The following is a 12,574-nucleotide window of genomic DNA, read 5'->3' on the forward strand; positions in this document are numbered from 1 at the left end:
ACCATTAACCCGCTGGCACAGGTCAATCACTACTCCGGAGTTCAGACAATGGCTACTCGTTGGTCACTACGCAAAAAAATCAGCGCGTCGGTTGCAGTTTCCCTTTTATTGGTGGGCTGCGCTGTTTCTTACCTTTCCTATTCTTCGGCTATGACGGCGATGGAAGTGAACATCAATCGCCAAATAGCGGGTATATCCGCTACTTTCAGCAAATATGTGAGCGATTGGTTTGCATTGAAAGGCAAGGCACTGGAAGGTTTTCCAGCGGCTGCCACCGAGGAGGCCTACAACGCGCACCTCACCCAGGTAAAAGTGTCGGCCGATGTGGATAACAGTTTTCTCGCTTTTGCAGATGGCAAGCTCTACAACGCCAACAATCTGGTGATGGCGCCCGGTAATGACGACCCGCGCGTGTGGGGTTGGTATATCGCCGCCACCAAAAATCCGGGCGCTACCTATATTGATAACCCCTCGGTCGCTTCAGCTACCGGTAAAAATGTGGTGTCACTCGGTCGTGCAGTACTTAACGGTGATGGCACCATCAAAGCCATCTTGGGTGTGGATGTGGTGATTGACGATATTGTCCAGCAGCTGCGCGATATCGATTTGCCTGGCAATGGGTATATGTTTATCGCGCGCAACGGCAAGGTGTTTGCGCATGCGGATAAAAATTTGCTGAGTAAATCGTTGTCGGACATTTCTGTCGATCTTACATCGGCGACGCTTGAACAGATTCTGCGAGATAAAGACGCGTTGCATCTGGTGACTATCGACGATAAAGCATTTCAGGTGTTTGCCAGCGCTATTCCCAAAACGGATTTAACGCTGGTGATGGTGTCTGAACGGGATTTGTTGGTGGGGCCAGTGCAATCTACTTTGCTCGGGCAGTTGGTGGCGATTCTGGTGTTGCTGGTGGTGACTATCCTCGCGCTTAACTGGCTAAATGGGGTGCTGTTGCAGCCGTTGCATAATGTATCGGAGTCCCTGTCGCAAATCGCATCTGGTGGTGGCGATCTTTCTCGTCGGTTGTCGGTTACGTCCAATGATGAGGTAGGGCGACTGGCAGAGAATTTTAATTCGTTTGTGGAGCATATGAATGATCTGGTGCGGCACATTCGCGCGCAGGCGACTGATCTGCAAGAGAATGCGCGCGCGATGGCGGATTCAGCGATGACCTCGGTGCGCGAGTTAAATGGGCAGCAACAGCAAATTGGTATGGTTGCCCTGGCCATGAATGAAATGACCAATGCTACCCAGGAAATTGCCCATCACGCCGAACACACCGCTGATTCGGTACGTGAATCGGTAAATAGTGCGGAGGCGGGAAAGCAACAGGTTGATAAAACCCGCGATTCCATTGTGGTGTTGGCAAAAAAAGTAGATCAGGCGGGAACAGTTATTTCCACGCTGAACGCCAATGCGCAAAACATTAGCGGGATTCTCGCTACTATTAAAGGTATCGCAGAGCAGACCAACTTGCTCGCGCTCAATGCGGCCATTGAGGCAGCACGTGCCGGTGAGCAGGGACGGGGGTTTGCGGTGGTTGCCGATGAAGTACGGGTATTATCCCAGCGCACCCATGCCAGCACCGAGGAGATTCAGGCGATGATTGCCAGCTTGCAATCCACGGCGCAAAACGCGGTGTCAATTATGGAAGAGGGTAGTCACTTGGCGAGTGGGAGTGTGCAGAATGCAGATAACGCATCTGAGTCTTTGAACCGTATCAACACCGCAGTCGGTGCAATTAGCGGTATGGCGGTGCAGATTGCGACCGCCGCGGAAGAGCAAAGTCACGTCGTGAAAGAGGTGTTGGGCAATATCACAAGCATTCAGCGCGTTGCCGACGAAGCTGCGGCCGATGCCAATCAGGGTGAGGCGCGCGCAAAAAGTTTGCAGGATCTTGCCTTGGGGCTTAATGACAAGGTATCCAGCTTTCGGCTGTAACCATCTTTCAGGTTGGCTAATATTGAACGCAACAAAATTTATCGTCACAAAGCAGCCCGAGGGCTGCTTTTGTTTTCATGGTGATGTTGGGAGCTATTGTCATTTACTGCTAAAAACCGGCATTTAACCCTGTTAGGTGTGGGAATTTAGCAAGCTTGCGAGTACAATCCCGCGCCCGTATAAGCACCTGCCCCAAGTGGATCGTAAACGAATTTTAGTGGGAGCCCCCTATGTCTTCTATCAAGAAAGTGGTTCTGGCCTATTCAGGCGGCCTGGATACCTCAGTGATCGTCAAATGGCTGCAAGAAAACTATAACTGCGAAGTGATCACCTTTACCGCTGACATAGGTCAGGGCGAAGAAGTTGAACCGGCGCGTGCCAAAGCCCAGGCGTTGGGTGTAAAACAAATCTACATTGATGACTTGCGTGAAGAGTTTGTGCGTGACTTTGTATTCCCGATGTTCCGTGCTAACACCATTTATGAAGGTGAATACCTGCTGGGTACTTCGATTGCGCGCCCATTAATCGCCAAACGTCTGATTGAAATCGCAAATGAAGTTGGTGCCGATGCAATCTCCCACGGTGCGACTGGTAAAGGTAACGACCAGGTACGTTTCGAATTGGGTGCTTATGCACTGAAACCAGGTATTAAGGTAATTGCTCCATGGCGCGAGTGGGATCTTACTTCCCGCGAAACCCTGATGAATTACTGTGAAAAGAACAATATTCCGGTGGATTTCACCAAGAAAAAGGCATCCCCTTATTCTATGGATGCCAACCTGTTGCACATTTCCTATGAAGGTAAAGTCCTGGAAAACCCATGGACCGAAGCGGAAGACGATATGTGGCGTTGGACTGTTGCCCCGGAAGCCGCTCCAGACAAAGCTACCTACCTTGAACTAACTTATGAAAAAGGCGATGTGGTTGCTATCGATGGCAAGCGCATGTCTCCGGCAACTATCCTGGCTTATCTAAACAAAGTGGGTGGCGAGAATGGCGTGGGTCGTCTGGATATCGTTGAAAACCGCTACGTAGGTATGAAGTCGCGCGGCTGCTATGAAACTCCCGGCGGCACCATCATGCTGCGCGCTCATCGCGCGATCGAGTCCATCACTCTGGACCGTGAAGTTGCCCATCTGAAAGACAGCATAATGCCTAAATACGCCGAGATGATCTATAACGGTTATTGGTGGAGTCCAGAGCGTAAAATGTTGCAGGCGATGATCGATGAGTCGCAACAATTCGTGAATGGTGATGTGCGCGTCAAACTCTACAAAGGCTCGGTCCATGTTGTAGGTCGTCGCTCAGCAGACAGTCTCTTCGATGAAAAAGTAGCTACATTTGAAGATGATGCGGGCGCGTACAACCAGAAAGATGCAGAAGGCTTCATCAAGCTCAATGCCCTGCGTATGCGTATAGCCGCCAACAAAGGCCGTGTCCTCAAGTAATTGTCCGGCGCTCCCGCAGCCATGGCGGCTGCGGGAAGTTTGATCAATTGATGATTCGGTTGATTAAAAGCGCATAAATAATTTGATAAATATCAATCCTGTAACTGCAAGTGTGAGACAAAATGCCGCGCTTGAGGCAAAATGCCGCACCTAAAGTAGGGTTATAGCTTTTGATAACTGCCTGATACTGGCAATACCGGTTAAGCCGAGACGTAAAGTTTTTATTTTTCTTTTTAAGTAACAGGAAAGTCCTATGGGTAGTCACGCGACTGTAGCTGGGGATCCTCCAGTATACGACTTAGACATAGTACGCAAATTCTCCATTATGACCATTGTATGGGGCATAGTTGGTATGGGAGTGGGCGTATTCATTGCGGCGGAATTGGTGTGGCCAGGTCTGAACGACTTGCTGCAACCCTATACCGCGTTTGGCCGTTTGCGCCCTTTGCACACCAACGCGGTAATTTTTGCGTTTGGTGGTTGTGCGCTCTTTGCTACCTCTTATTACGTCGTGCAACGCACCTGTCAGACGACCCTGTTCGGTGGTTGGTTAGTGCCTTTCACCTTTTGGGGCTGGCAAACTGTTATCGTGCTCGCGGCAATTACCCTGCCACAGGGTATTACCTCCGCTAAAGAATATGCCGAATTGGAATGGCCAATCGACATATTGTTGGCATTAGTATGGATCGCTTATGCGGTAGTGTTCTTCGGTACTATCGTTAAGCGCAAAACCTCGCACATTTATGTTGCAAACTGGTTCTACGGCGGTTTTATCGTTACCGTTGCTGCACTTCATATTGTTAATAGCGCAGCTATCCCGGTTACCTTGACCAAGTCTTACTCTGCTTATGCCGGTGCTGCTGATGCTATGGTGCAGTGGTGGTATGGCCACAACGCGGTAGGTTTCTTCCTGACTGCAGGCTTCCTGGGCATGATGTATTACTTCGTACCCAAGCAAGCGGGTCGTCCTGTTTACTCTTATCAACTGTCCATCGTTCACTTCTGGGCGCTGATCTCTCTGTACATTTGGGCAGGTTCACACCACTTGCATTACTCCGCGTTGCCGGATTGGACCCAATCTTTGGGTATGGTGATGTCGCTGATTCTGTTGGCGCCAAGCTGGGGCGGCATGATCAATGGGATCATGACTTTGTCGGGCGCATGGCACAAATTGCGTACTGACCCCACCTTGCGCTTCCTGGTCGTGGCTTTGTCCTTCTACGGCATGTCTACCTTCGAAGGCCCGATGATGGCAATCAAAAATGTAAACGCCTTATCACACAACACCGACTGGACTGTAGGTCACGTACACTCAGGTGCGTTGGGTTGGGTAGCGATGATTTCTATCGGTGCTGTATATCACATGTTGCCAAAGCTGTTTAACCGCGAAGAAATGTTCAGTGTGAAGTTGATCAACCTGCACTTCTGGCTGGCTACTGTAGGTACTGTTCTCTATGTAGTAGCTATGTGGATCAATGGTATTGGCCAAGGTTTGATGTGGCGTGCGTTCAACCCTGATGGTTCTTTGACCTACAGCTTTATTGAAGTTGTAGTGTTCAGCAAAGGCGGTTACATCATGCGCTTTATCGGCGGTGCTTTCTTCCTGACCGGTATGCTTGTAATGGCTTACAACACCTATCGTACAGTGCGTGCTGCCAACCAACAGGCAGCCACTGAAACCCAGCCTGTCCAGGCACCAGCTGTGTAAGGGGAATGCCGTGAAAGGTCATGAGATAGTAGAAAAGAATATTGGTTTGATGACTATTTTTATGGTTGTCGCCATTAGCTTCGGTGGTTTGGTAGAGATAGTTCCACAATTCTTTCTCAAGCAAACCACTACCCCTGTAGAAGGTTTGAAACCTCTAAACGCTGTGCAACTGGAAGGTCGCGATATTTATATCCGCGAAGGTTGCCATGTGTGTCATACCCAGATGGTACGTCCACTGCGTGCTGAAGTAGAACGTTATGGTCACTACTCAGTAGCCGGTGAATCTGTATACGAGCATCCGTTCTTATGGGGCTCCAAGCGTACTGGTCCGGATCTCGCTCGCGTAGGCGGTCGTTATTCTGATGATTGGCATAAAGTGCATCTGTTCAATCCGCGCATTGTGGTACCAGAGTCCATCATGCCTGCTTACCCCTGGTTGTATGACAACAAGCTGGACGGCAAGCACACAGCAGACAAGATGCGTGCCTTGGCTAAAGTGGGTGTTCCCTATACTGAAGAAGACTTTGCTGGCGCCAAAAGAGCTGTGCATGGTGTAACTGAAATGGATGCGTTAGTTGCTTACCTGCAAAACCTCGGCGTGTTGTTAAAAGAGAAACGCTAATGGACGCAGGTACAGTTGGTGCCATCTCGACCGTGTTGGTAACTATTGCTTTCTTCGGCGTTTGTTTCTGGGCGTTTTCGCCCGGCTTAAAAAAACGTTTCGAGGAAGATGCGAAATTACCCTTTGCGGACGATGAAATTGAAGCCAAACAAACCGCAAAGCAGCCAGAAAACAACCAGACAGATGATCGCAAGTAATCATCGATTAGGGCGGATTTAATATGAGTACTTTTTGGAGTTTATGGATCATTATCCTGACCAGCACCAACCTGGTGTTGTTGTTCTGGATTCTTATGGCCAACCGCAAGCGTGCGGTAAAAGGCGAAGAGACCAAGGAAGCACAAACTACCGGTCATGAATACGATGGAATTGAGGAATACGATAACCCCTTGCCCCGTTGGTGGTTCTGGATGTTTATCCTGACGTTCGTATTCTCCATCGGCTATCTGATTATTTTCCCGGGTATGGGGGTGTGGAAAGGCGTCGGTGGTTGGACGTCTGTAGGCGAGCTGCGCGGCCATCAGCAAGAAGCTGAAGCGGTGTATGCAGAGACCTATGGTGTTTATTCAAAAATGCCAATCGATGAAGTTGCCAAAAACCCGGATGCCTTGAAAATGGGTTTTCGTTTGTTTGCTAACAACTGTGCAATTTGCCACGGTGCAGACGGCGGCGGTAACCCTGGATTCCCTAACCTGACTGACAAAGACTGGCTCTATGGTGGAACTACGGAAAAAATTCTGGAAACTATTACCCATGGCCGTAAAGCCGCCATGCCAGCGTGGGTTGGTGTAATTGGCGAAGAAAGCGTGGTAGATGTTGCCGAATATGTATTACAGATTTCCGGTGGTGAGCATGATGCAGCCAAAGCAGAAAAAGGTGCGAAAGTTTTCGCTGCCAACTGTGTAGCCTGTCATGGTGCAGATGGAAAGGGTAATCAGGCAGTAGGTGCACCTAACCTGACTGACAAAACCTGGCTTTATGGTGGCAAGCCAGCCACTATTCGCCAAACCATTCGCGATGGTCGAAATGGAGTGATGCCCGCTCAGCAGGAGCTGCTGAAAGAGGACCGCATTCACTTACTGGCGGCTTACGTTTACAGCCTGTCGCTGGAAGGATCTAACTAATTCTTCTGGCAAGGAAGGCAGGCCCGACGGCCTGCCTTTTTTTTCGCGTCCAATAAGCTCTTGCCCGCAAATTAATCAATTGGGTAGGAGCAGTGAGGTGAGTTCGTGAGTGAAAAACCCGCATCAGAACAAAAATCGGAAGACGTCATCCGCTATGTAAGCTTATACGAAGCGGATGACAAGATTTACACCCGCCGCATTACCGGTTTTTACCAACGGTTGCGCCGTTACACAGGCATTCCGTTGATGGCAGGTTTCCTGTTAATGCCCTGGCTGGTAATTGATGGCCGCCCGGCCATGCTGTTTGATTTACCCGCGCGTAAATTTCACATTCTGTGGCTAACGTTCTGGCCGCAAGATGCCATGTATCTCGCTTGGTTACTGGTGATCTCCGCCTTCCTGTTATTTACGGTTACCGTGCTGGTTGGGCGGGTTTGGTGTGGCTTTACCTGCCCGCAGACTGTGTGGACCCAAATGTTTATCTGGGCCGAACATGTCTGCGAAGGTGATCGCAACAAGCGTATCAAACTTGACGCACAGCCCTGGAATTTTGAAAAAATCTGGCGCAAATCGGCGAAACAATCGATCTGGATTGCGATCAGTCTTGTGACCTCGCTCACCTTTGTTGGCTATTTCATGCCGATCCGCGATTTGGTCGGTGGTTTCTTTACAGTTGATCTGGATCTGGTTCCGCTGTTCTGGGTATTGTTATTCCTCGGCGCTACCTACATGAATGCCGGGTTTATGCGCGAGCAATTTTGTAAATACATCTGCCCGTATGCGCGTTTCCAAGCGGTGATGTATGACAAAGATACGTTAACCGTGTCCTACAACAATATCCGTGGAGAGAACCGTGGCCCGCGCAAAGCTGGTGAAGATTACAAAGCTCAGGGTGTGGGCGATTGCATCGATTGCTCCTGGTGTGTTCAGGTTTGCCCGGTAGACATCGATATTCGCGATGGCTTGCAGGCGGAATGTATCGACTGCGGCCTGTGCGTTGATGCTTGCAACAGTGTAATGGACAAGATGGGCTATCCTCGTGGCCTAATCAGCTTTACTACTGAGGATGCAATCCAGAATGGCAAAACCAAAGTCTTTCGCCCGCGGTTAATTGGCTATGCCTTGATGCTGGGAATCATGATTTCACTGTTTGTATATTCCATCGCGATCCGCGTTCCTGTCGGCCTGGAAGCGCAGCGCGATCGGGGAGTGCGAATGTACCGTGAAGTAGAAGATACGATTCAAAACGTTTATACCCTGAAAATTAGCAATATGGACCGCGCTACTCATATCTACGATCTGGAAGTAGACGGTGATTTCCCGTTTGTTATTCAGGGGTACAAAGCAGTGCCTGCGGTTGAAGGCGAAGTGTTAACCATACCGGTGCGTATTGCGGTGAAAACCTCCGAGTTAACCTCGACCAAATCGGAAATTCACTTTCGGGTGCGTGCGCGCGAAAACCCGGAAATTACTGCAACAAACACCACAACATTTATTGGGCCTTAACTGAAAAATGATTCGTGCGTGAGGAATCCGTTGTGCCAATGAGAGATGTAGTAATGACTGATCAGAATGATGAAAGTACAAAACCCTGGTACCGCCAGTTCTGGTTCTGGTTTGTATTTGGCCCGCTTATTTTTATCATCATTATGTGCGGTTTTACCGTGTCCATTGCCTTGAAAGGTGCTGATGATGTCATCATCGATAATTACTACAAAGAAGGGCGCATGATTAATCAGGCGTTAGAGCAGGATAAACATGCGAGTGAGTTGGGCTTGCGCGGCGATTTGCGTTTTGATCTCACCACTGGCGATGTTATTTTGAATATCACCAATGCACCTGACGATGAAACCTTAATGCCGCAACAGTTGTTGCTCATGATGGGCCACCCGGTAAAGGCGGCAAAGGATCAACTGATTAGCCTTAACGCTATTTCGCCGGGATACTACCGGGGAGAATTGTTGGAAAAGCCGGAATACTCCTGGTATTTAACACTGTATCCCATTAGTGATATCGCCAACCGCAACCAGGCGCCCTGGACCCTGAGTGGCGACATTAATTTTCAATCTGGCGACACCACTCAATTGGCGCCGCGCGTAAAAAATTAAGTTAATGACTCAACCGCGCGCGGCAAACTCCATGTCGATTTCTACATCTAACCCATGTTATCACTGTGGGTTGCCTGTTCCTGAAGCCAGCTATTATCCGGTACGTATTCAGGGGCAGGAACGGTTGATGTGTTGTCCAGGTTGTCAGGCAGTTGCCAGCGCAATTGTTGATGGCGGGTTGGAAAATTTTTATCAATTTCGCACTACCGCCAATGAGCGTCCCGACGCAAATCCCCAAGGCGAAACCCGCTGGAATATTTACGATCTCGACGAAGTTCAATCCGAATTTGTTATTCCTTTCGATGAGCATTTTAAGCAGGCCAATTTGCTGCTAGAAGGAATCACCTGCGCTGCTTGCACCTGGTTGATTGAAACCCAGCTGAAAAAAAATCCTGCCATCCAGTCTGTTACCGTGAATGTGAGCACACATCGCTGCGCGATTGTGTGGGATTCTCGTGAATCACTCAGCGAAATTTTTCGCTCACTTGCCGCTATCGGTTATGTACCGCGCCCGGCCACGGATGATCAGCAACAGCAATTGATCAAAAAGGAAAATCGCATTGCCTTATTCCGCATTGGTGTTGCCGGTTTTGGTATGATGCAAGCAATGATGGTCGCCGTAGGTATGTATACCGGCGCGACCGATTTCTGGCTGGATTTTTTGCGCTGGTTGTCGATGTTGGTAGCGACACCGGTGGTCTTTTTTTCTGCCTGGCCATTTTTTCAGGCGGCCTGGCGCAGTGTAAAAATGCGGCATCTGGTGATGGACGTACCGGTTGCACTGGCGATAGGTTTAGCGTATCTCGCTAGTGTGTGGGCCACAGTGACCAGTACCGGCGAAGTGTATTTTGAATCGGTTTCCATGTTCACCTTTTTTCTGCTGCTTGGGCGTTACGTAGAATTGCGAGCGCGTCATCGTAATCGTTTGGCGTTTGGCAACCTCGCGCAACTTATGCCCTTAACAGCATGTTGTTTACGTGAAGAAAATGGCTGCGAGCTGGAACAAAACCTGCCGTTAAAAATGTTAAAGCCAACGGATTTAATTTTAGTGAGGCCGGGTGAGACCTTTCCATGTGATGGTCGTGTAGTATCCGGACAAAGTGCGGTGGTTGAAGCTTTGTTGACCGGTGAGTCGAACCCGGTTGCCAAAGCAATTGGCGATAGAGTTATTGCCGGTACGATGAATCAGCATAGCCCATTAAAAGTGGAAGTAACCTCAGTTGCCGGGCAGACCCAATTGTCGGCCATTGAGCGCATGGCTACTCGCGCCGCCGATGAAAAGCCGCAACAAGTTCTCGCTGCTGATCGCACGGCGCGTTTTTTTATCGCACGTTTGTTGATTGTGTGCAGCGCGGTATTTGCTTTTTGGTTGTGGTATCAGCCTCAGCACGCGTTCTGGATTACTTTATCAGTGCTAGTCGTTACTTGCCCCTGCGCGTTGGCGTTGGCGATGCCGGCAGCTTTATCGGCGGCGACTGCAAACTTACGCAAACGCGGTTTTTTGGTGGCGCGCGGTCATGTGATTGAAACTCTGAATAGCATCACTCGCGTTATTTTTGATAAAACTGGTACGCTCACGCGTGGTCAATTTGTCGTAGAAAAAATAATTCCTATTGCTCCGGCTTTTACAACTTCGCAAGATGAAATACTTGCTATAGCTGCCGCCCTGGAAACTGGCTCCAATCACCCATTGGCGGTTGCATTTAATCCTTGGCGCGATAAATTAAACGCAACTGATGTTAGGCAAATTACCGCGGCCGGAGTTGAAGGCTGCATTGATTACACGTGGTATCGGTTAGGCACTGTTGCATTTATTGCCGAGTGGCTCGATACCAAACTTACATCGCTTCCTCCCGAAACGTCTCACCATACCTGGCTGCTGCTGGCTGATAAAAACCAGCCGCTGGCCTGGATTGCCTTGGCGGATGAAATTCGCCCCGATGCATACTCGCTTATTCAACATCTGAAGCAACAGGGCATTGTTATTGATTTGTTGAGCGGTGACCAACCCGCGGCGGTCAGCCATTTGGCTCAACAATTGGGAATTGAGTCCTATATTGCCAGCGCGACTCCCGGCGACAAATTGTCACACTTGAGTGCGCGTCAGGCTGCAGGTGATAAAGTGCTGATGATTGGCGATGGCATTAACGATGTGCCGGTGCTTGCGGGTGCTGACGTGTCAGTTGCTATGGCGTCAGCATCAGACTTGGCTCAAACCCGCGCCGATGCGGTGTTATTGAACAACCAGTTGGAGGTTATTGGCGAAGCGCTCGATGTGGCTCGCCGCACCAGAGCAGTCATCCGGCAAAATCTGCGTTTTTCGTTGATGTACAATTTACTCGCTTTGCCGCTCGCGGCGGCTGGTATGATTCCGCCATGGTTGGCAGCGATAGGTATGACGGCCAGTTCCCTGATCGTGATTTTTAACGCGTTACGCCTGGTGGATTAATCCCGATGGAAAGTCTCTATTTTCTGGTGCCCTGTGCGCTGATCTTTATTGGTTTGGCAATCAAGGTATTGTTTTGGGCGCTCAACAGTGGCCAGTACGATAATCTGGATACCGAAGCTCATCGTATATTGTTCGATGCTGAACAATCCAAAAGCGCTGAACAATCTAAAAACGCGGAGCTGGCCAAACCTGGTGCGCAAACACACCAAACCAACAGCGCCTTTCCCAATGCCGAGTCACCGGCTCCCGATAGTAAGAATCCCTAAGTATGTTTGATTGGTCTTCACTCGCGGCCGCGTTTTTGCTCGGCCTTTTTAGCAGCGCCCATTGTGTGGGCATGTGCGGCGGTATTATGGGCGCATTGAGTATGGCTATACCCAACCACGCCAAAACGCGGCGTTGGTGGATACTCTTGTGTTACAACCTCGGTCGCGTTGTTAGCTATGGTTTGATTGGTTTGCTTGCTGGCGCTATGGCAAATGAGCTTGCCCAGTGGGGCGCCAGTGTCTGGCTGCGTTGGCTGGCCGGCTTGTTGTTGATTGCCATGGGGTTGTATTTGGCGGACTGGTGGCGCGGTCTGGTCTATCTGGAAACCGCAGGGCGGTATTTGTGGGCCTACATCCAGCCGCTCGGCAAAAGCTTGATGCCGGTCGATTCTGTCGTAAAAGCGAGCTTGCTGGGATTGGTTTGGGGCTGGCTTCCCTGTGGCCTGGTGTACTCAGCCTTGGCTTTTGCCATGGCTAAAGGTCAGGGTATTAACTCGGGCCTGCTGATGGTGGCCTTTGGCCTTGGGACGTTGCCCTCGGTGTTGGCGACAGGTGTAGCAGCTCAACAGTTGGGTAAATTGCTGCGTAACCCCCGGGTTCGTTGGCCTCTGGCCCTGTCTATCGTGTTGTTTGGCTTGTGGACAATCTGGGGTGGTGGCCATTCCGGTCACGATCACAGCCACCACGGCAATGCAGCCGAAGGCAGCCATTCGCCTGGTGCTGCACATGATCATTCAGGCATGGACCACACCCAAATGAACCACGGTCAAATGGATCATTCGAAAATGGATCATGAGCATATGCATCACGGTGCAACCGGAGCGGAGCAGGGAGCGACTTCCGGTTCGGAGGCAGCTTCTAGTGCAGCCGGCCATGAACACAATCACCATTAAAAAATTCTTAACA

11 protein-coding genes are annotated in these 12,574 nt (G+C 50.0%); all 11 read left to right on the forward strand.

Annotated elements, in window-relative coordinates:
• Nucleotides 1–48 precede the first annotated feature (48 nt).
• The 11 genes from D0C16_RS23160 (at nt 49) to D0C16_RS23210 (ending at nt 12,561) form a co-directional block, all read left to right on the forward strand.
• Nucleotides 49–1,944 carry a methyl-accepting chemotaxis protein gene (locus D0C16_RS23160; RefSeq protein ID WP_191968603.1) on the forward strand — a complete coding sequence of 632 codons (1,896 nt, stop codon included), beginning with the start codon at nt 49–51 and terminating at the stop codon, nt 1,942–1,944.
• A 230-nt stretch (nt 1,945–2,174) separates the two neighbouring features.
• Entirely contained in the window at nt 2,175–3,392 is a 1,218-nt protein-coding gene (locus D0C16_RS23165) for an argininosuccinate synthase (protein ID WP_151034599.1), read from the forward strand.
• A 253-nt stretch (nt 3,393–3,645) separates the two neighbouring features.
• Nucleotides 3,646–5,100, forward strand: a complete 1,455-nt coding sequence (gene ccoN / locus D0C16_RS23170; protein WP_151034601.1) for a cytochrome-c oxidase, cbb3-type subunit I — start codon at nt 3,646–3,648, stop codon at nt 5,098–5,100.
• Nucleotides 5,101–5,149: 49 nt separating this feature from the next.
• Nucleotides 5,150–5,722, forward strand: a complete 573-nt coding sequence (ccoO, locus tag D0C16_RS23175; RefSeq protein WP_255482124.1) for a cytochrome-c oxidase, cbb3-type subunit II — start codon at nt 5,150–5,152, stop codon at nt 5,720–5,722.
• Nucleotides 5,722–5,919, forward strand: coding sequence for a cbb3-type cytochrome c oxidase subunit 3 (locus tag D0C16_RS23180; RefSeq protein ID WP_151034604.1), 198 nt, complete (start codon nt 5,722–5,724; stop codon nt 5,917–5,919). The genes ccoO and D0C16_RS23180 overlap by 1 nt, the downstream gene beginning before the upstream one ends.
• Nucleotides 5,920–5,942: 23 nt before the next feature.
• Complete coding sequence (ccoP, locus tag D0C16_RS23185; RefSeq protein ID WP_191968604.1) at nt 5,943–6,845, forward strand: cytochrome-c oxidase, cbb3-type subunit III; 903 nt, start codon at nt 5,943–5,945, stop codon at nt 6,843–6,845.
• Between the two features lie 105 nt (nt 6,846–6,950).
• The gene (ccoG, locus tag D0C16_RS23190; protein ID WP_151034606.1) at nt 6,951–8,351 is read left to right on the forward strand and encodes a cytochrome c oxidase accessory protein CcoG; all 1,401 of its coding nucleotides are present in this window, start codon (nt 6,951–6,953) and stop codon (nt 8,349–8,351) included.
• A gap of 53 nt (nt 8,352–8,404) precedes the next feature.
• The gene (locus D0C16_RS23195) at nt 8,405–8,953 is read left to right on the forward strand and encodes a FixH family protein (protein ID WP_151034608.1); all 549 of its coding nucleotides are present in this window, start codon (nt 8,405–8,407) and stop codon (nt 8,951–8,953) included.
• 31 nt (nt 8,954–8,984) lie between these two features.
• Nucleotides 8,985–11,402 (forward strand): heavy metal translocating P-type ATPase, encoded by a 2,418-nt coding sequence (locus D0C16_RS23200; RefSeq protein WP_191968605.1) that lies wholly within the window; start codon nt 8,985–8,987, stop codon nt 11,400–11,402.
• A 5-nt stretch (nt 11,403–11,407) separates the two neighbouring features.
• Nucleotides 11,408–11,668, forward strand: coding sequence for a cbb3-type cytochrome oxidase assembly protein CcoS (ccoS, locus tag D0C16_RS23205; RefSeq protein WP_151034610.1), 261 nt, complete (start codon nt 11,408–11,410; stop codon nt 11,666–11,668).
• Between the two features lie 2 nt (nt 11,669–11,670).
• The gene (locus D0C16_RS23210; protein WP_151034612.1) at nt 11,671–12,561 is read left to right on the forward strand and encodes a sulfite exporter TauE/SafE family protein; all 891 of its coding nucleotides are present in this window, start codon (nt 11,671–11,673) and stop codon (nt 12,559–12,561) included.
• Nucleotides 12,562–12,574: the final 13 nt, after the last annotated feature.

The organism is Cellvibrio sp. KY-GH-1 (assembly GCF_008806975.1).
GTDB lineage: Bacteria > Pseudomonadota > Gammaproteobacteria > Pseudomonadales > Cellvibrionaceae > Cellvibrio.